Consider the following 20,604-nt stretch of genomic DNA (forward strand, 5'->3'; position numbering starts at 1 on the left):
ATCCGATGAATACATTCAAATCGAAACGCAAATCACTCCACAGCTCGGCGGCGTTATTGTTAGTTCTGGCACTGGTGCTGTCGGCGTGCGCGTCAAATAAAGGGAGCGGCAATAACGGCCAGCAGGCGCAGCAGCCGTCGCAGCAGCAGTCGACGGATACGCCTGCAGCTTCCACGGAAGTGAAGCAAGGCGGAGAGCTGACTTACGCTCTAGCTACCTCGCCGGATACGCTTGATCCGCACCGCAGCGGTCTGGCCGTTGCCGTACGCGTCATCCGCACGATTTATGACTCGCTTGTCGTACAGCTTCCGGACAATTCCATTAAGCCGTGGCTTGCTACTTCGTGGGAGATTTCGGATGACGGTCTGAGCTATACCTTCAAGCTGCGTCAAGACGTGAAGTTCCAGGACGGCACTCCGTTTAATGCCGAAGCGGTTAAATATAACTTCGACCGTATTCTAGATCCGGCTACGAAAGCTGCGAATGCGGCGGCCCTGCTTGCTCCGTACCAATCCTCGGAAGTCATTGACGAGTATACGGTGAAGCTGAACCTTGCTACCCCGTCGCGCGCGTTCCTGGGCAACCTGAGCCAGGCGCTGCTTGGGATCGTATCGCCTACGGCGGCCAAGAAATCCGGTGACCAATTTGGACTGAATCCGGTTGGCACAGGGCCGTTCAAGTTCGTGAAATGGGAGCAGAACGCCGAAATTCAAGTGGCGAAGAATCCGGACTATAAGTGGGCGCCTGAGCTTGTAACGAATGCGGGCGCGCCGTATCTGGACGGCATTACCTTCAAGATCGTGCCGGAGGAAGCAACCCGGATCGGCAGCGTGCAGAGCGGTCAGGTGCTGGCGGCAGAGACGGTTCCTCCGCAAAACATCGTAGCCTTAAAGGGCGATTCGAAGATTCAACTGCTTGGAGCCAATACGGTTGGCCTGCCTTATACGCTGTTCTTTAATCAGGAGCATGAGCCTTGGAACGATGCTAAAGCTAGACAGGCGGTCCAGCTGGCCGTTGACGTCGACAGCATTGTGAAGACGTTGTATCTGGGTACGTACGACCGCGCTTGGTCACCGCTTACGCCGGGTACCTTCGGTTATGATCCTTCGCTGGAGAACGGAGTGAAGCCGGATCTCGAGAAGGCGGGCGCTCTGCTGGATGAGCTGGGCTGGGTCAAAGGCTCGGACGGCATTCGCGAGAAGGCCGGCAAGAAGCTGACCCTGCATTACGTGGACGGCACGCCAAACCGGGAGAAACGCAACGATATCGCGGTCATCATTCAGCAGCAGCTGAAGGCGCTTGGCATTGCGGTTGAGGTGGAGATTACGAAGGACGTGCGGACGGTCGTTTATACCAACGGCAATTATGATCTCTATGGCAACAGCCAGGTGAACTCGGATCCAAACGCATTGTATTCGTTCTATCACTCGACCGCTCCAAACGCTCCGAAGTCGCTCACGCGTTTATCCAATCCGGAGATCGACAAGCTGCTTGAGCAAGGCCGTGTAGAAACGGACGATACGAAGCGCGCGGATATCTACAAGCAAATCCAGCATTACATTATCGACCAGGCCGTTATCCTGCCTATTTACGTATTCCCGTATACGGTAGCCGCGGACAAATCCGTGCAAGGACTTGTATTTGATTCGCTGGGTTATCCGCTGTTCAACGGGGTCTCGCTTAGTTCCTAATCGATAGGGAGGCGGCTTTTATGTACATTGCTAAGCGGATTTTCTCTTCCCTGCTGGTAATCGCGGGCACCTTGGTGCTGGTGTTCGCGATCCTGTATGTCCTGCCCGGCGACCCGACGGATTCGATGATTGATCCGTCGGTTGCCACGGCGGAGCAGATTGCGAACCTGAAGCACCAGCTGGGAGTGGATCAGCCCTTCTATATCCAGTTCATCCGCTACATAAGCGATATGGTGCAGGGAGACTTCGGAAATTCCTTGTTAAATTCCGAGCCGGTGCTGGATAAAATTCTGGAGCATTTCCCCGCAACCCTGACGCTCACGGCGGCAAGCGCGCTGGTCTCGGTTACGATTGGCCTTGTTCTTGGCGTATTGTCCGCCGTTCACCGCAACGGTCCCATTGATTACCTTGCCCGTCTCGTCGGATTGTTCGGCATCTCGATGCCGACCTTCTGGTCGGGCATTCTGCTTATTGTGCTGTTTAGCCTGCAGCTTGGCTGGTTTCCGGCCATGGGCTCGGACGGATGGCGCACGCTTGTGCTTCCGGCTCTTACGTTAGGCATTGTTGGAGCCGGCTTTATCGTAAGAATGGTCCGAAGCAGCATGCTGGACATTATCGACGAGCATTTTATGCTGACGCTGCGTTCCAAAGGATTGTCCGAGCGTGCCGTGATGTATAAGCATGCGCTGCGGAATGCGCTTATTCCCGCGGTTACGATGATTGGCATGCTAATCGGGGAAATGCTGGCGGGAACCGTTGTGATTGAAACGGTGTTTTCCCGGCAAGGCATCGGACGGATTATAGGGGACGCTTTGATGGCGAAGGATCTGCCGGTCGTGCAGGGCGTTATCTTTTTTACCGCGCTGATCTACGTCCTGGTGAACCTGCTTGTCGATTTGTCCTATTCGCTAATTGATCCGAGAGTAAGGCGCTCGGCATAAGGTTAAGGAGAAAGGAGCCAAGTACGTATGCGTGAAGCGGCTACGGCCCGTACACTCCCGTACAAAAGAAGCGGAATACGCCTGACGGCTATCCGTTTCAGACATTTGACGTCAAGCAATGTGTTCCTGTTTGCGGCAGCCCTAGTTATCTTGTTTATTGCGGCATGCGCGGTTGTACCATCCTGGATTGCCCCTTATTCGCCCACCGAGATGTTAACGGACAGCATTATGCAGCCGCCAAGCGCGGCCCATCTGTTCGGGACGGATTATTTCGGCAGGGATATATTTAGCGTGGTTGTATACGGCAGCCGGGATTCGCTGTTTATCGGCTTCGCTTCCGTTCTTGTCGGGGGACTGGCAGGCGGGGCGATTGGCGCTTTGTCCGGTTATGCGGGTGGCTGGATCGATGCGGTGCTGATGCGCTTCAACGATATTTTGATGACCATCCCGGGCATTCTGCTAGCGCTTGCGATTGCGGGCGCGCTTGGCAAAAGCCTGTTCAATATCGTGCTGGCGGTAGCCATAGCCTCCATACCGGGTTATGCCCGCATTATGCGGTCGCAAATTATGAGTATTAAAGGCCGGACGTTTATTCAGGCTTCGCAGGTTGCCGGCGCATCGCCTTTCCATATTTTCTGGAAGCATGTATTGCCCAATTCGCTGTCCCCGTTGCTCGTTATGGCGACGATTGGCATCGGGACATCGATTCTGACCGGGTCGGGGCTTAGCTTTCTTGGCCTTGGCGTGCTGAAGGAAGTGCCGGACTGGGGAACGCTGCTGTCGCAGGGGCGCGGGTATTTGACGGTTGCCTGGTGGATCTGTACGTTCCCGGGACTTGCGATCACGATGTTTGTGCTGGCTGTCAATATGATCGGCGACCGGCTGAGAGATCAGCTTGATCCGAAGAAAAGCGCAAGGTAGGAAGGGGGGGCTCTATTGGAGGCGTTGCTTAATATTCAGGAGCTGTCCGTAGGTTTTCGAACTAAAAATGGCTTGCTTGAAGCGATTACGAATATATCCTTCTCGATACAGCCGGGGGAAACCGTTTGTCTGGTCGGAGAATCCGGCAGCGGCAAGACGGTCACTTCCAAAGCGATTATGCGGCTTATTGATTACGAGAAAGGTTCCATCACGCGGGGAAGCATCCTGCTGCAGGGACGGGATATTGCGGCGCTGCCTGAAGCGGAGCTCCGGCAATTGCGCGGCAAGCGGGTAGCGATGGTCTTCCAGGAGCCGATGGCCGCGTTTGATCCGGTGTTCACCATTGGGCAGCAGATTGTCGAGACGATCATTCAGCACGAGCGGGTGAGCCGGCGGGTCGCCTGGGATAGGGGCATTCAGTTATTAAACCGCGTTGGTATCCCCGAGGCGGCAATCCGGATGAAGCAGTATCCCGGCGAGTTGTCCGGCGGCATGCTCCAGCGGGCGATGATTGCGATGGCCCTCTCCTGCAGCCCGGATCTGCTAATCGCCGATGAACCAACAACGGCCCTGGATGTTACCATTCAGGCTCAAATATTGAAGCTGCTGCAGGAATTGCAGCAGGAGCTAGGAATGTCGATTCTGCTCATTACCCATGATCTTGGCATTGCCGCGGAGATGGCGGACCGGATTGTCGTCATGTACGCCGGACGGATTGTTGAGCAGGGAACAGCGGAGGAACTGTTCGCAAGACCCCGTCATCCGTATACGAGAGGACTTCTTCAATCGATTCCTCCTCTGGACAGCGTACGCGGCGAACGGCTCTATGCGATTCAGGGATCTATTCCGTCACTTGCCGCGCTGCCGGAGGGTTGTTTGTTCCATCCCCGGTGCGAATACGCAACGGAGCGATGCCGGGCGGAGGCTCCGCCGCTTACAGATCAGAGCGGAAGCGAGGTAGCTTGCTGGCATGCGGAGCAGGTTGCCGTGAAGCCTCTCGTATCCGGCAAGAGTAAATCTTCTTTCATCCGGGTTGAGGAATCGGCTTTAGTTGGTGAAGGGGATACTGCCAGCGCTGCACCTCAAGCAGATAGCGACACGTTATTCGTGGCCGAGCATCTTCATAAGTATTATCCGGTGAAGAGAAAAAGCTTTACCGCTCCCCGTACCTACATCCGGGCGGTTGACGATGTCTCTTTCTGCATCCGGCGGAAGGAGACGTTTGGTCTGGTTGGCGAATCGGGAAGCGGCAAATCTACGCTGGGCCGGGTTCTTTTGCAAATGGAGCAGGCGACTTCAGGCAAGGTGCTGTTTCAGGGCAAGGAGCTGACCGGATTAAATGGCGCGCAGCTTCGTCCGTTGCGGAAGGATATGCAGGTTATTTTTCAGGACCCTTACGGTTCCTTGAACCCTAGATGGACGATTGGCGACAGCATTGTCGAACCGCTCAAGGTACATGGCTCATGGACGGCAGACGAGCGGAAAAATCGCGTGGAGGAGCTGCTCCGGTTAGTTGGGCTTGACCCTTCGAGTGTCGGTAAATACCCGCATGAATTCTCCGGCGGTCAGCGGCAGCGCATTGGCATTGCCCGGGCAATTGCCTTGAATCCAAGCTTTATTCTTGCGGATGAGGCCGTATCCGCTCTGGACGTGTCGGTTCAGGCGCAAATCGTTAATTTGCTGCAGGAGCTTCAGCAGAAGCTGGGTCTGACTTATTTGTTTATCGCCCACGGCTTGCAGATTGTAAGACATATTTCGGACAGGATTGGCGTTATGTATCTGGGCAAGCTTGTGGAAATCGCGCCAAGCGATGAGCTGTTCCGCCAGCCTGCTCACCCTTATACGAAGCTGCTTATCGAATCGATTCCGCAGCATGTCCCTGGGCAGCACGGCAGCGCGGCATCGATTCAAGGCGAAATCCCTTCGCCGGCAAATCCGCCAAGCGGCTGCCGGTTCCACCCCCGTTGTCCGTTCGCGACGGAAAGATGCAGGAAGGAGCAGCCGGAGCTTCGCCCCTTAGGCGAGGATCGTTATGCGGCTTGTCACTATACCTTATTATGAAGCAGGCGGAGCTGAAGGAGCCGGCGGCAGCATCCTACCCGGCATTCTGGCCGGTGCTGACGGCTATTTTTATCGGATCCTTTGTCGGGATGTATCATGTCGTCTCGCTTAACGTGTCGCTGCCCGGTTTTATACGGATATTCGGTACGGAGCTGCAGACGGTTCAGTGGATGATGACTGGCTTTACCTTGGCGAGCGGCATTGTTGTTCCTATTACCGGCTATGCGATGGAGCGGTTTGGCTGCAAGCGGCTGTTTCTATTTGCAATCGGGGGAATCACGGTCAGCTCGTTTTTATGCGCGTTATCCTGGAATGTCGGAGCGCTTATTGCGTTTCGTATTGTGCAAGGACTGTTTTGCGGGCTTATCCAGCCTGTGTCGCTTGCCTTGATTTACCGGACGATTAGGCTGGAAAAGCAATCTTTTTCCCTTAGCGTGTGGTCATTCTCCACGGTATTAGGCACCGCCATTGGCCCGTCGCTCAGCGGCTGGCTGCAAAGCTTCGATTGGCATCTTATTTTCCTGGTGACCGTACCGGTCGGGTTCGTCGCCTGGATTGTAGGGGCGGTTGTTATTCCGAAGGATTCGGCTAACGGTCTCGCCCGATTGGATTGGCCCGGGCTGCTGCTTGCAACGGGCGGAAGTCTCGCGTTGCTGCTGCTATTCGGCAACATGACCGTATGGGGCTGGAACAGCCTGCTTACTTGGACGATGCTGCTTGTTGGCGTCGGCGGCTTTGGCCTATTTATATGGCAGGCTCGCCGCAGCGAGCATCCTCTATTGCAGCTTCGGCTGCTGTTAAACCCCAGATTTTCGCTGAGTCTGATGGCCTCTCTTATTCTGTCGTTTGGACTTTATTCGGTTGTCTATTTCATGCCTTTATTATTGGTTGAGATGAAAGGCTTATCGCCGTTCAGGGTTGGTCTTCTGTTCCTTCCCGCCGCGGCATGCTTAACGGCTGCCACGTTTGCCGCCGGCAAATGGTATCACAGATTGGGACCGGCCAAGCTGATTATGATCGGCTGCGCGATTCTGGTTGTGAGCACCTATTATTTCAGTCAGATGCCTCCAGAAACCAGTCTTATTGCGATTATCGTATGGCTCGCCATCCGCAATACCGGAACCGGTCTTGCCTCAACGCCAACAACAAACGCAAGCATGTCGTCCGTTCCCGAGGAGTGGATTGGGCATGCGTCTGCATTGCTCAATTGGCTGCGGCAAGTATTTAGCGCAATGGCGTTAGGTCTCTGCACGTCTTTATTTTATTCCCGGCTGTCGGTTCATCTGGCTGATTCAGGCGGAGGAGAAGAGGGGACGAAGGCATATAGTCTAGCTTACATGCACAGTATTCACGATGTGTTTTTCGTATCCAGCATTATTGTTGCCTGCGCGATTCCGATTGCTTTGCTGCTGGGCAGACGGATGCCGGCACCACCGCTTACGACGCCAAAGGAGAGTGAAAGCTTATGAAATTTATATGGTTCAGCCTGGTAATGAATTTGAAGAACCCGGTGACGGGAGAGCATTTCACGACCAGCGAAAAAATCGAAAATATAATCAAGCAGGCGGTGCTTGCCGAGAAGCTTGGTTTTGAAGGATACGGCATTGGAGAACGGCATGGCACTCCGTTTCTTTCTTCTTCTCCCCCGCTTCTGCTGACGTCCATTGCGGCAAGAACCTCGCGCATCCGTCTGCTGACGACTGTAACGGTGTTAAGCGTATTGGATCCGGTACGGGTCGCCGAGGATTACGCTACGCTTGATCATCTGTCCGGCGGAAGACTGGAGATGATTATCGGCAAAGGCAATGATCCGCGGCATTACCCGCTCTTCGGAATTACGGAAGAGGAGCAATGGGATTCGATGGAAGAGCGTTACGAGCTGCTGCGGCGTCTTTGGCAGGAGGAGGGTGTGACCTGGCAAGGCCAATACCGTCCGCCGCTTCATGAGGTGACGACGCAGCCAAGGCCTCTGCAAAAACCGATTCCAATCTGGCACGGGAGCGCGTCCAGCACCCGCTCCACCGAGCTTGCCGCCCGTTACGGCGAGCCGATCTTCTCCTCGAACAGCTTCCATCCGCAGGCCAAATACAAGGATCTCATCGATCATTACCGCGAGAGACTGGCGTATTACGGGCATGACCCGCGGAAAGCGGTTGTTGGTTCAGGCGCGGGCAGCTTGTATATCGCGAATTCGACGGAGGAGGCTATTAAGCGGTATCGTCCTTACTATGAGGCGTTCCAGGCAACGGCCGCCGCCCAGCATAACCAATCTCCGTTTACCTCGCTTGAGGACAATATCGCCAGAGGGCCAAGTCTGATCGGAAGCCCGGAGCAGATTCTCGAGAAAATATTAAACTACCAAGCGGCCTTTGGGCACCAGGTGCTGTCTCTTAGCGTAGACGGCCTATCCGAAGCCGAGCAGCGGGAGCAGATGGAGCGGTTCGCTTCGGACATCGCCCCCGTGCTGCGCCGGGAAGTGCCAAGCTGGGTTTGGGAGGAGCAGGGAAAGGGAATTCCTGTATAAATAGTTGTTGGAGTAACAAAAAGCCCCTATCCGAGAATGGGGCTTTTTGTTATTCATTCTAGAACAGTTCTTTGGCACTAACCAATCCCCGCAGTAGACTCCCTGATGATAGGTTTCGTAAAGATATGAGAAACCTGATAGGGCTGTTCAGGATCGTTAATCCTTGACAGCAGCATCTCCGCAGCTTTCACGCCCATTTCGTTGCTATAAATATGAACAGTCGTAAGATGAGGCTCAACGATCATGGACTCAGGGCCGTTATCGAAGCCGCAAACGGCGACATCATGAGGAACAGAGATGCTTTTGTTCTTCAGCGCCTTCATGAAACTGACGGCGATAAAGTCGTTAGCGCAAATAAAGGCAGAGGGCAGCTTCTGCATCTCGTGGAGACGTTCTTCAAGCCAAGTTGGCGTAGAGAAGAAGAGACGATCGTCTTCTACTATACATTGACCGGGATCAAGTGGGATTCCAGCCTCGTTGAGAGCCCGGTTAAAGCCCAGCCAGCGTTCATTAAAGCTGAGACAATGGTTATAATCTCCGATAAATCCTAAGCTGTTGTATCCGCTCGCTATTAATTTCCTTGTCAGCTGGTATACGCTGTGTTGATTCTCCATCAGAAGAATATCAGCTTTAAATTCGGGATAACATACCGTGGAAGCGCAGTCTATAAATATTGTAGGCACGCCAAGGCTTGTAATCATTTCGCTATAAGCAAGGTTAAACAATTCAATACATATGATGCCGTCTACATTCGATACATCAAAATTATTCGGCAGCGATAACGAGGCTTGATCCACCTCTCTAATAATGTGAAAAGAAAGGTTATAGCCCTCGGCGCTGATTTGCTTTTCCAAGCCGCTGATCAGAGTGGAGCCGAAGTGGGATGTATTCGGAAGGTTAGCCGTCAATAAAGCGATATTTCCTGAATTTTTGGATAACAGCTGCTCGCTTTCTAGATAAGAAAATTGTTTGTATTTTAACTCAATAGCTTTCTTAATTACTTTATTGCGTGTTTCCTCAGGAATTTCGCTTCGGCCGTTTAGCGCCTTAGAAGCGGTATTTCTAGATATGCCTAGCGCATCGGCGATATCTTGAATGGTTACCTTTTCCTTAGTCATGCAGATATGTTCACCTCTTGCATTTCCCCTATTTGTGATTTTGTAAACTTATTTCATCCATGTAGGTAACTCAAATGTACAATAGTTTATAGTAAATAGCAACGTTAATTTTACAAATGCACAATTTACTTTACAATCACACATCTGTTTAGTGTTCAAAAAATAAGAAAGACCATGCAAAATGCATATTGATTGGTCGGAAAACGCTTCGGGTAAAAAGCGTTTTGACTATAAAACCGCTAATTTCCCAATAAAAACCAACAAATTTTATAGGAGGTTGAGAAAAATTAGTTGTTTATGAACAATAGTAGGTTATCAAATGCGCAAATTATTTTTACAAAATGTATTGACGTTTGTAAAGCTGTTTGGTAAATTGTAAATGCAGCAAGCGAGATGCAATTGTTTAATTGAAAGCCCTTACTGCACAAAAAATAGAACACTTTTGTAAATGGACGGAGGTAAGCCTAACACATGGAAGCCAAACAGGCTCAAATGGTAGCAAAGCCCGGTAACGCAGCACTTGATTATTGGAGAAAGCATTACTTTCTCTATATCTTGCTCGCTCCTGCGCTTATTCTGACACTAATATTCAAGTATGGTCCGATGTATGGTGCTGTTATTGCCTTCAAGGATTTCAGCCCGATTAAAGGCATATTGGGAAGTGACTGGGTAGGATTGTATAACTTCGAAAAGTTTCTGTCATCGCCGAACTTCGACGTTATTTTTATGAATACGCTTAAATTAAGTTTTTTCGGTCTTATTCTCGGTTTTCCGATACCGATTCTTCTCGCGCTTATGTTGAATCAGATCCGGCATACTGGCGTTAAGAAAAATATTCAATTATTTTTGTATGCCCCTAACTTCATATCGGTTGTTGTTGTGGTAGGGATGCTGTTTATCTTCCTATCCCCGACAGGTCCGATTAATCATTTGATTACCTTGGTGACAGGGGAACCTGTAATGTTCATGTCCCGTCCCCAGTATTTCAGGGGTATCTATATTTTGTCCGATATTTGGACAGGAGCAGGCTGGGCCTCCATTATTTACGTAGCGGCGCTTGCAAACGTTGATCCTGAGCTTCATCATGCGGCTAATCTGGATGGAGCGAACTTGCTTCAGCGCATTCGGCATATCGATCTGCCGACGATTCGACCTATTATGGCGATTGTATTTATTCTGGCGGCAGGCGGCATTATGTCGATTGGTTTCGAGAAGGCTTATCTGATGCAGACGGCAATGAATCTTCCGACATCAGAGATTATTCCAACTTACGTGTACAAAATCGGGTTGCAGTCCGGTGACTATGCTTATTCTGCGGCAGTTGGATTATTTAATTCAGTTATTAACGTAGTGTTGCTTATTACCGTTAATTTCATCGTAAAAAGGCTGAATGAAGGCGACGGCCTCTACTAAGAAAGGAGATATACGCATGACTATTAAGCATTCCAGACTGGATCGCCTATTTCTTATTTTTAACGGAATCTTCCTCACGCTTGCTGTCCTCGTCGTCGTGATCCCTCTGCTTTATGTGGTGGTCGCCTCCTTTATGGATCCGTCTGCACTGCTGAGTCGAGGCTTGTCTTTTAAGCTATCGGACTGGTCCCTTGAGGGGTACAAAATGATACTGTCCAATCCGGCGATGATTCGCGGCTTCGGCAATGCTGTCTTTTATGCGGTTTCTTTCTCCCTCCTGACGGTGGTAGTTTCCGTCTGTGCCGGATACTCTCTGTCCGATAATCGGTTGAAGGGAAAGGGGGTGTTCATGACCCTGTTCATCATCACGATGTTCTTCAGCGGAGGGTTGGTACCTACTTATTTGCTTGTGAAAAATCTTGGTTTGCTTAATACCGTATGGGCAGTCATTATTCCGGGGGCCGTGAATGTATGGAATATCATCTTGTCGCGGACGTTCTTTAAAGGAGTGCCTCTAGAGTTGAAGGAAGCAGCCAATGTCGATGGGGCTTCCGAGATGAGGATTTTCATGCAGGTCGTTCTACCGCTGTCGAAGCCAATTGTGTTTGTGCTTGCGTTATACGCTTTTGTCGGGCAGTGGAACTCTTATTTCGATGCGATGATTTATCTCGACAATTCGAATCTCCATCCGCTTCAGCTTGTTCTTCGGTCGATTCTTATTCAGAACCAGGTCGAGCCGGGCATGATCAATGACCAGCTTGCGGCAGCAGAGCTTAAACGATTGTCGGAGATTATCAAATATGCGGCTATTGTCGTATCCAGTGTGCCGCTTCTTATTATGTATCCGTTTTTCCAGAAGTACTTTGAGAAAGGTGTCATGGTCGGTTCCCTCAAGTAGGAACGGATCTTCACATACGCATGGCCATGCGAAAGATAGAAATCATTCATTCATTATTATTGGGAGGTCATCGGTAATGAGTACAATGAACAAATCCAGATTGGTATCCAGAACAGCTACGGCTTCAGCACTTGCTTCAATCCTTCTACTATCGGCCTGCAGCGGTGGAGGCGGAGGAAGCGCTGCCAGCAAGAAGCAGGACCCAAGCGGTAAAGTAACCCTTAACTTTATTACACAGAGCTCAGCCATAGCTCCGGCTGATCCAAACGACAAGCTTGTTAACAAGAGGCTCGAAGAGAAAACCAATGTTCATATTAACTGGAAGAACTTTACGAATGATGTCTTTGTTGAGAAAAGAAATCTTGCTGTAGCAAGCGGCGACCTGCCGGATGCGATCTTTAATGCGGATTACAGCGACTATGAACTTCTAAAGCTTGCTAAGAATGGCTCGATTATTCCGCTCAATGACCTGATTGATCAATATATGCCAAACTTCAAGAAAGTACTGGAGCAGGCTCCTGAGTATAAAAGCATGATTACCGCTCCTGACGGCAATATTTATGCCTTCCCTTGGATTGAAGAGCTGGGAAGCGGCAAGGAAAGAATCCAGGCCGTGGACAGCATGCCTTGGATAAACGTGGAGTGGCTGAAAAAGCTGAACCTGAAAATGCCGACCACGACGGAAGAATTGAAGAAAGTACTAATTGCCTTCAAAACGCAGGACCCGAATGGCAATGGGCAAGCGGATGAAATTCCGTTGTCCTTCATTAATAAGCCTGGTGCCGAGGATCTGGCTTTCTTATTCGCTTCCTTTGGATTAGGTGAAAATCCAGATCATGCGGTTGTATCAAATGACGGCAAGGTAATTTTTACAGCTGCGGATGAAGGTTACAAGAAAGCTGTTTCCTTTGTGAATGAGCTTTATAAAGAAGGCTTGATTGACATTGAAGCCTATACACAAGACTGGAGCACTTATTTGGCGAAGGGGAAAGATCAGAAATACGGATTGTACTTCTCCTGGGATAAAGCGAATATTTCCGGAGCGAACGATTCCTATGAAGTGATGCCTCCGCTTGCAGGACCTGACGGGGAAATTAACGTAACGAGAACGAATGGCCTTGGACTTGGCCGTGGCAAGATGGTCGTTACAAGTGCGAACAAGAACCTGGAAACGACAGCGAAATGGGTCGATCAGCTCTATGATCCGATTCAATCGGTACAGGACAACTGGGGAACTTACGGCGACGATAAGCAGCAAAATATTTTCGAATACGATGAAGCAAGCAAGATGCTGAAGCATCTGCCGCTGAAAGGTACGGCGCCGGTTGAGCTTCGCGAGAAAACGAGCATCGGCGGACCACTCGCAATTCTGGATTCCTACTATGGCAAATATACAACGATGCCGGATGATGCGAAGAGCCGGTTGGATATTATCAAAAATATTATGGCTCCGCATATGAAAGCTGACAATGTCATGCCTAGCGTATTTAACTCCATAGAAGAGCTGGACCGTCTTACAACGATTGAAACAGATTTGTTCGCTTACGTGCTCAGAATGCGTACGGAATGGTATCAGAATGGCAAGATCAATGAACAGTGGGACGATTATTTGAAAGAGCTGGACCGCCTTGGTCTGCAGGAATGGCTCAAAATTAAACAAGACGGTTACGACAGAGCGACAAAAGGCTAAATGCAAAATGCAGCGGTAATGGCCGTGTTCCGGCAAGGGAAACTGCCGGGCAGGGCCTTCTTTTTTGAAGAAAGAGAAAAGAATGGAGCAGGGGAGAGAGGCAATCATGTCTATACTGGCTAAACAAAACTTCAGAGGTGCATACCATGTCTCGCCGCAGGCCAACTGGATGAACGATCCAAACGGGATGGTCTTTTACGAGGGTGAATATCACTTATTCTATCAGCATAATCCCTATGGAGATACTCACGGGCCTATGTACTGGGGACATGTGGTGAGTAAGGATCTTGTCACTTGGGAGGAACGCGACATTGCACTGGTACCGGATGAGCATGGCGTGATCTTTTCCGGAAGCGCAGTAGTGGACTGGGAGAATACAACGGGATTGTTTCCGGACGGTCCGGGGCTGGTTGCCATATTCACTCATCATCTGGATATTGAAGGCAGCCACCCGATTCAGCGCCAAAGCCTGGCTTATAGTACGGACAAAGGAAGAACGTGGGTGAAGTATGCCGGCAACCCGGTTCTGACGCATGAGACATTTATTGACTTCCGCGATCCGAAGGTGTTCTGGCATAAGGAAACGAGTCGCTGGGTGATGATTATTGCCTGCGGTCAGACGGTTTGCCTCTATCATTCTCCAGACCTTATAAACTGGACGTTTGGCAGCGAGTTTGGTGACGGAATCGGATCACATGACGGCGTATGGGAATGCCCGGATTTGTTCCCACTGGCTATTGATGGTGATGCATCCAATACGAAATGGGTCATGCTTGTGAGCATCGGGGCGGATCCCGCTTTCGCGGAAGGATCGCGAACCCAATATTTCACCGGCGACTTTGACGGGGTTGCCTTCACTCCGGATGCGGCTTCCGAGGCAGTTAGATGGGTTGACCATGGCCGCGATAACTATGCCGGTATCACGTGGTCGGATATTCCTGAATCGGACGGTAGACGTCTGATGATTAGCTGGATGAGCAATTGGCATTATGCCAATCAGACTCCTACCGAGGGTTATCGGGGAGCGATGACGATTGTTAGGGAGATGTCGCTTGAATTAAGAGAGGGAGTAGTTACTTTGGTGCAGAGGCCGGTTGCAGAGCTGGAATCGATCAGAAAGCCTAGGCTTGCGCTGCGAAACGCGACGATTGAAGAAACAGGACAGGCGCTGCAGAAGCTGAAACTTGTCAGTTATGAAATTCAAGCTGTGCTTTCAACGGATTATTCATCAGGATTCATGATCCGGACTGGGGCTGCTAACGGGACCGTTGTTGGTTTCGATGCCACTTCGCGCAGCGTTTATGTAGACCGTACCAAGTCCGGTGAGCATGGATTCCATCCGTTATTCTCCGGCATTCAAGTCGCTAAGGTTGTGACTTCCGGCGAAAGCATAGACCTTCGTGTCTTTGTTGACTCGGCATCTGTAGAGGTATTCGCCAATAATGGGCAAGCCGTTATAACGGATCTTATTTATCCTGATCCGGATGCAACGGGAATCTCGTACTTCACGGATAACGCCAATGAGGCTCTTTCCTCCCTGTCTATTTACGAGCTCATTCCTGATACAGAGGATAATGTGAATTAAGAGGGGGCATTAAGTTATGCGCATTGGAGCGATTGAAGCGGGTGGTACCAAATTTGTATGCGGGGTTGGTAATGAGCATGGTGTGCTCGAGCATTCAGTCAGCTTTCCGACAGAGCAGCCAGAGGCGACGCTTGGCAAGGTGATTGACTATTTTCGGGAAAACCAAGTAGAGGCCATTGGCATTGGATCCTTCGGACCTATTGGGCTTCATCCGGGCAGCCCTTTATACGGCTTCGTGACAACAACGCCTAAACCGGGCTGGGCAAACTGTGACTTCGTGGGGACATTGAAGCAAGTGTTTCGTGTTCCATATGGCTGGGATACCGACGTTAACGCGGCTGCTTACGGGGAATCCGTATGGGGGGCTGCGAAAGGGCTTCGGAGCTGTCTGTACTATACGATTGGTACTGGCATTGGAATCGGAGTTTACGCAGAAGGCCAATTGGTACATGGCCTTGTTCACCCGGAGGGAGGACATGTGCCGGTCAAGAGGCATCCGCAAGAAAACTTCCGGGGATTATGCCCTTATCATGGTGATTGTCTGGAGGGCATGGCGGCTGGTCCGGCTCTCGAGGCACGCTGGGGAAAGAAGGGGGATGAGCTTCCGGCAGATCATCGCGCCTGGGAGATGGAAGCCTATTATATCGCCCAATCTATTACAGGAGCTATTCTCATGCTCTCGCCGCAGAAGATTATACTCGGCGGCGGTGTGATGAAGCAGACGCATCTGTTCCCTCTTATCCGTGAAGCGGTGAAGCTTAATTTGAACGGCTACGTTAGCGCAGCTGAAATTACAGAACATATCGATAACTATATCGTCGCGCCGGGGCTAGGGGAGCAAGCTGGATTATGCGGAGCTCTGGCGCTTGGACTGCGGGCTTATCAGCAGGCACATGCGAAGGCCGGTGCGATTTAATAGACAAGGACAGCGGGATTTGCCGGAGGAGGTGCGGCAATTCCCCGGTTCTTTTTCGAGATGCGAGATTCAATAAGAAAAGAGGGATGATGATGAAGGCAAAGAGCAGATCAAAGAGTTGGGCGGTTGGGGCGGTACTCTCCTGTGTAATGGCCGTTGCTTCAGTTGCATCGGTAACGGCGAATCCGGAAACAGGCTGGACGGCTAAGGCAGCAGCGGATGCAGGCATAAAAGCAGAGTCAGCTCCGGATACTCTTGTAAGCGCAACCAATGCTGATACGAATCTAACAAACTGGCAAGTGAAAGGAAGAGGCCATCTGGAAAATACAGAGGAGGGCTTGCTGCTGACATCCGATCCGAAGGAAAATGTAATGGCGATATCCGGCGTCGCAGCGGATAATTTCGTGTACGAGGCGGATGTGAAAGTAACCGACATGAAGGCGGATGCCACATTGGTATTTCGGTCCAATGAGGACGGCTGGGCTTCTTATATGCTGCAAATCGTACCTGATGCAGGTCTTATCCGCCTTAGAGATGAGGGCAGTGACACAGCCTTGAAGGAAGAACGGAAAGTTGAACTCAAAGCAGGCGAAATTTATCATCTGAAAGTCATTGCAAACGGAAGCAGCCTGAGGGTCTATTGGAATGGTCAATACAAGCCTGTTATTGACATTAATGATACCGCTTACAAAAAAGGTTTCCTTGGGTTGAATGTATGGGACGGCTCAGCCCTATTTCAGAATATAAAAGTGAGTGAACTGAAGAGCAATCTGGGAACGGCTATCTCTGTCTCCGGCATTTGGGAGCCGGATTTGAAAGGCTGGCAAGGAATAGCTCAAGATAAAGCGGCCGTTCAGGTTTATAATCAACAAGCGGCTGACTTTGTATATGAAGGCGATATCGCCTTCGACGCCGGGCAGTCTGAAGCAGCTCTTGCTTTCCGAATGAATGAAGATGGCACAGAAGGTTATTTGGCTGCATTATCAAAGGATAGCAACGGCGTCGTTGCACGTCTGCTGAAATTGGATGGCACCGTAATCGGTACCTCCAAGCAGGTATATTCGACGCAGGATGATGCAAGGCATCATCTGGAGATTACAGCCAGCGGCAATCAAATTACCCTTTATGTAGACGGCTATGCGGATGCGGCTGTTCAAGCGATCGACAGCAGCTACCTGGAAGGGAATGCAGGACTTGCCGTCCTGAAGGGCAGCGGTTATTTCCAGAATGTATATATGGTTCCGACCTCCGATTATTACACGGAAAGTTACCGTCCGGATTATCATTATTCGCCGGCCCGCGGTTCAGCGAGCGATCCTAACGGGCTTGTCTATTATGAAGGGGAATACCATCTGTTCCATCAGGATGGGGGAACTTGGGCACATGCGGTCAGCGATGATCTGGTACATTGGAAAAGACTGCCGATAGCCTTGCCCTGGAATGATAACGGGCATGTCTGGTCCGGCTCGGCGGTCGCGGATCTGAATAATGCTTCCGGTCTGTTTACTGACTCGGGCGGCAGCGGCCTGATTGCCTACTATACCTCGTATAATCCCGATGCGTATAACGGCAATCAGCGTATTGGCCTTGCCTACAGTACCGATAAAGGACGAACTTGGCAATATTCGTCTGAGCATCCGATCATCATTGAGAATCCGGGCAAGCAGGGGAATGATCCTGGCGGCTGGGATTTCCGCGATCCGAAGGTCGTCAGAGATGAGGCGAATCACCGGTGGATCATGGTCGTTTCCGGCGGCGATCACATTCGCTTCTTCACCTCGGCGAATTTGATCGATTGGACGCATACCGACAGCTTTGGATACGGCAGTTATGTGCGCGGCGGCGTATGGGAATGTCCGGACCTGTTCGAATTGCCGATGGAAGGAACAGGAGAGAAGAAATGGGTGCTGATGATCAGCACTGGCGCCAATCCTGCAACGGAGGGCTCCGATGCTGAATATTTCATCGGCCAGTTGACGGCAGAAGGCAAATTTGTCAACGATAATACGCCTGGAAAGGTGCTGAGAACCGATTACGGCAAGGAATTCTACGCTTCCATGTCCTTCTCGGATTTGCCGGACAACCGGAGAATCACGCTCGCCTGGATGACGAACTGGGACTATCCGTTCGCTTTTCCTACTAACGGCTGGAAGGGCGAGCTTACGATTCCAAGGGAGTTAACGCTAAGGAATACAAGTGACGGAGTGAGGCTTGTGCAAGCTCCTGTTCGGGAGCTTCAGTCTTTACGCACGACGATGTATACGACCCTAAATAAACAGGTAACGGCAGACAGTGCGAATCTTCTTAAGGACTTGTCGGCAGGAGCCTTTGAGATCGAAGCGGAGATTGAGATCAAGGCCGGCAGCGCTGTAACGGAATTCGGCTTTAACGTAAGGGAAGGGGCTGGGAGCAACAAAACCGTTGCAGGCTATCGGATTGCCGATCATCAAATGTTCATCGACCGGAGCAATTCCGGCGTGACAGACTTCTCGGACAAGTTCTCGACTTATCAGGAGGCACCGCTAAAGCAGGCAGCAAAGCGGGTGAAAATGAATATTTTTGTGGATGAATCCTCCATTGAGCTGTTTGGCAATGACGGTGAGGTTGTGTTCTCCGATGTTATTTTTCCCGATCCTGCAAGCCGCGGCATGAGCTTCTATACGAAGGGCGGACCCGTTACGATCGTATCGTTGAAAGTACACGCCCTCACAGATACCTGGAATGTGCTGAAGGATGCCGGTACCCTAATTGTCATGGACACCAGCGACAAGGAGCTTGGCGTCGGTCAGAGACAAACGTTGTATGCGGCGGTTGACTCCTTGTGTTACGCTGGAGGCAAAGGTAAAATGCAGCGGTTAAAGTGGGTATCCAGTAATCCAGGTGTGGTGAGCATCAGCTCCTCAGAGCAAGGCAAGGCGACACTGCTGGCGGGCAGCCCGGGAGAAGCTTTAATTAAAGTGTCGACCCCGGATGGCAAAGCTTACGCCAGAACGCTGGTCCGGGTGTATGACGGGCAATTCGTTACGAATCTGACCGGCTGGAAGCCGGATCTGTCGCTGCCCAGCTGGGTAGTTACGGAGAACGGTATTCGGGGCAGCTACTCCAGCGATGCGAATTATATCGCTCAAGAGACGGCGGGCAATTTCAGCTATGCAGCGGATATGAGGCTTGGCGAGGATGGAGGGGCTGGTTCGGTTCTGTTCCGCGCAAGTGCTGACGGACGCAGCGGATATTACTTTAATCTGGATCCAAATATGAAGGCTTACCGGTTGTTCTATAAGGTTGGCGGCGTTTTCGAAGACCGGATGGTGCTTGCGCGTGTACCTGCCTTTCTTCAGAGGGGCATAACTTATCATGTGAACATTGAAGCAAACGGTCCTCATATCATAATTTCCGTCAACGGACAAAGTATCATGGACGTTCAGGATGGAACCTTTGCAGAAGGACATTTCGGCGTGAATGTGTTTGGAGGACAGGCGTCCTATCAGAACGTTATGGCTGCTAATATGGAGGAGGCTGATCTGACTTCCGCAGTCTTGACTAATGAAGCGACAGGCAAATCCCTGTTCGTTAATGGTCAACAGAATGGAGAGCAGGTAATGATTCAGGCCGGGGGAACTTCCATATGGACGCTAGTACCGACTGGTGATGAACAAGGCTCCTATTCGATACGGGCGGAAGGCGGAAAGGCGCTTGATCTCAATACAGGACAGAATTCCATTCAGCTCTACAGTTACCTCGGTTACAATAATCAGCGGTGGATTATTAGCCCGAATTCGAATGGGTCAGTAACGATCACATCCGTACACAACGGCAAGGCGCTTGAAGTATCGGAGGACGGAACAGCACTTACTCTGAATGAAGCACAAGCAGGGCTGGCGCGGCAGGAATGGATAATGGAGCAGAAATAGACTAATAACTGGCTTGTAAAAAAGGGAAGCAGCGGTCAGATGAGATCGCGTGCCTCCCTCTTTTGTATGGTTTAGTGATAAGCCGGCGTCTCGATGCCGCATGGTCCGCCGTCCGGATTCGCTTCCAGCGACAGCTCGGAGCCGTCCGCCTTGTAGAGCGGATTGTACCAATGCGAGATGGACATCGCGCTGCTGTTCGCGTAGTGGGAAATAAACGCGCGGCGGAAGCGGTCTTTTGTTTTATTCCGGTAAGAGCCGTGAATCAGATTGCCGTTAAAGAACAGGATATCGCCGGGCTCCATGATGGCTGCAACGGGCTTTTCCTCTTTTGGCGGCTTTACGTAATGGTTCGTGAACGATTCGTTCGAATCGGACTCTTCCGGGCATACAATTTCATACGTATTTGTCTTCGGAACAAGCAGCATGCAGCCGTTTTCCTCGTCGCAGCGGTCGATAGCCGCCCATGCCGCAATACAGTTGCCCGGCTCCACTTTGAGATAGAAGTTATCCTGATGCAGCGCTTGACCTCGGGAGCCCGGAGGCTTGTAATAGAACATGCTTTGCGCAGCCAAAGCCTCTTCTCCGTACAAATCGTGCATAATGTCGAGAACAACCGGATGCAGCATGTAATGCTTGCTCAGATCGTTGTAACGGTGAGGATGCATCACCCGCGGGTAGCGGCGAAGCGGATCTTCCTGCTCTCCGTCCAGAACCGGCTCGAAGTAGCCGGGAATGGGGGTAAGGCTGATTTTATCGAACTCGGCCTGGATTTCCTCGATCTCTTCCTTGCTCCAAACACCCTTAACGATTACATATCCTTCTTTCTCGAACTGCTTCATTTGCTCCTCTGTAAGCACTTTAAGCGACTGGTTCATTTGTATTGCCCCTCTCCTTGTTGTGTGCTGCTTCTTGTCTCTAATTGTAGGGCGTAAAAG

General features: G+C 51.0%; 14 protein-coding genes. 12 read left to right on the plus strand and 2 right to left on the minus strand.

Annotated elements, in window-relative coordinates:
- Nucleotides 1-5 precede the first annotated feature (5 nt).
- The 6 genes from WFJ73_RS14650 to WFJ73_RS14675 are packed head-to-tail and all read left to right on the plus strand — an operon-like array spanning nucleotide 6 to nucleotide 8,138.
- On the plus strand, nucleotides 6-1,691 hold the full coding sequence (locus tag WFJ73_RS14650) for an ABC transporter substrate-binding protein (protein WP_336773768.1): 1,686 nt from the start codon (nucleotides 6-8) through the stop codon (nucleotides 1,689-1,691).
- A 20-nt stretch (nucleotides 1,692-1,711) separates the two neighbouring features.
- Nucleotides 1,712-2,632, plus strand: a complete 921-nt coding sequence (locus WFJ73_RS14655) for an ABC transporter permease (RefSeq protein ID WP_336773769.1) — start codon at nucleotides 1,712-1,714, stop codon at nucleotides 2,630-2,632.
- 27 nt (nucleotides 2,633-2,659) lie between these two features.
- On the plus strand, nucleotides 2,660-3,553 hold the full coding sequence (locus WFJ73_RS14660; protein WP_336773770.1) for an ABC transporter permease: 894 nt from the start codon (nucleotides 2,660-2,662) through the stop codon (nucleotides 3,551-3,553).
- Between the two features lie 15 nt (nucleotides 3,554-3,568).
- Nucleotides 3,569-5,614 (plus strand): ABC transporter ATP-binding protein, encoded by a 2,046-nt coding sequence (locus WFJ73_RS14665; protein ID WP_336773771.1) that lies wholly within the window; start codon nucleotides 3,569-3,571, stop codon nucleotides 5,612-5,614.
- Nucleotides 5,593-7,083 carry a DHA2 family efflux MFS transporter permease subunit gene (locus WFJ73_RS14670; RefSeq protein WP_336773772.1) on the plus strand — a complete coding sequence of 497 codons (1,491 nt, stop codon included), beginning with the start codon at nucleotides 5,593-5,595 and terminating at the stop codon, nucleotides 7,081-7,083. The genes WFJ73_RS14665 and WFJ73_RS14670 overlap by 22 nt, the downstream gene beginning before the upstream one ends.
- Entirely contained in the window at nucleotides 7,080-8,138 is a 1,059-nt protein-coding gene (locus WFJ73_RS14675; protein ID WP_336773773.1) for an LLM class flavin-dependent oxidoreductase, read from the plus strand. The genes WFJ73_RS14670 and WFJ73_RS14675 overlap by 4 nt, the downstream gene beginning before the upstream one ends.
- Nucleotides 8,139-8,215: 77 nt before the next feature.
- Here WFJ73_RS14675 and WFJ73_RS14680 read toward each other — a convergent pair whose 3' ends face one another.
- Nucleotides 8,216-9,256: a LacI family DNA-binding transcriptional regulator gene (locus WFJ73_RS14680; RefSeq protein ID WP_336773774.1), complete on the minus strand. Its 1,041-nt coding sequence runs from the start codon at nucleotides 9,254-9,256 to the stop codon at nucleotides 8,216-8,218.
- Nucleotides 9,257-9,727: 471 nt separating this feature from the next.
- On the opposite strand from WFJ73_RS14680, the gene WFJ73_RS14685 reads away from it, so the two are divergent.
- The 6 genes from WFJ73_RS14685 (at nucleotide 9,728) to WFJ73_RS14710 (ending at nucleotide 19,669) form a co-directional block, all read left to right on the plus strand.
- Nucleotides 9,728-10,669: an ABC transporter permease gene (locus tag WFJ73_RS14685; RefSeq protein ID WP_336773775.1), complete on the plus strand. Its 942-nt coding sequence runs from the start codon at nucleotides 9,728-9,730 to the stop codon at nucleotides 10,667-10,669.
- A gap of 16 nt (nucleotides 10,670-10,685) precedes the next feature.
- Nucleotides 10,686-11,567 carry a carbohydrate ABC transporter permease gene (locus WFJ73_RS14690; RefSeq protein ID WP_336773776.1) on the plus strand — a complete coding sequence of 294 codons (882 nt, stop codon included), beginning with the start codon at nucleotides 10,686-10,688 and terminating at the stop codon, nucleotides 11,565-11,567.
- 76 nt (nucleotides 11,568-11,643) lie between these two features.
- Nucleotides 11,644-13,257, plus strand: a complete 1,614-nt coding sequence (locus tag WFJ73_RS14695) for an ABC transporter substrate-binding protein (protein WP_336773777.1) — start codon at nucleotides 11,644-11,646, stop codon at nucleotides 13,255-13,257.
- Nucleotides 13,258-13,363: 106 nt separating this feature from the next.
- Entirely contained in the window at nucleotides 13,364-14,842 is a 1,479-nt protein-coding gene (locus tag WFJ73_RS14700) for a glycoside hydrolase family 32 protein (RefSeq protein ID WP_336773778.1), read from the plus strand.
- Between the two features lie 16 nt (nucleotides 14,843-14,858).
- Nucleotides 14,859-15,758: an ROK family protein gene (locus tag WFJ73_RS14705; protein WP_336773779.1), complete on the plus strand. Its 900-nt coding sequence runs from the start codon at nucleotides 14,859-14,861 to the stop codon at nucleotides 15,756-15,758.
- Between the two features lie 86 nt (nucleotides 15,759-15,844).
- Entirely contained in the window at nucleotides 15,845-19,669 is a 3,825-nt protein-coding gene (locus tag WFJ73_RS14710; RefSeq protein WP_336773780.1) for a GH32 C-terminal domain-containing protein, read from the plus strand.
- Between the two features lie 71 nt (nucleotides 19,670-19,740).
- Here WFJ73_RS14710 and WFJ73_RS14715 read toward each other — a convergent pair whose 3' ends face one another.
- A complete protein-coding gene (locus tag WFJ73_RS14715; protein WP_336773781.1) occupies nucleotides 19,741-20,544 on the minus strand; it encodes a phytanoyl-CoA dioxygenase family protein in 804 nt (267 codons plus the stop codon).
- Nucleotides 20,545-20,604 lie beyond the last annotated feature (60 nt).

Origin of the sequence: Paenibacillus sp. MMO-58 (assembly GCF_037146255.1) — a bacterium.
Classification (GTDB): Bacteria; Bacillota; Bacilli; order Paenibacillales; family Paenibacillaceae; genus Pristimantibacillus.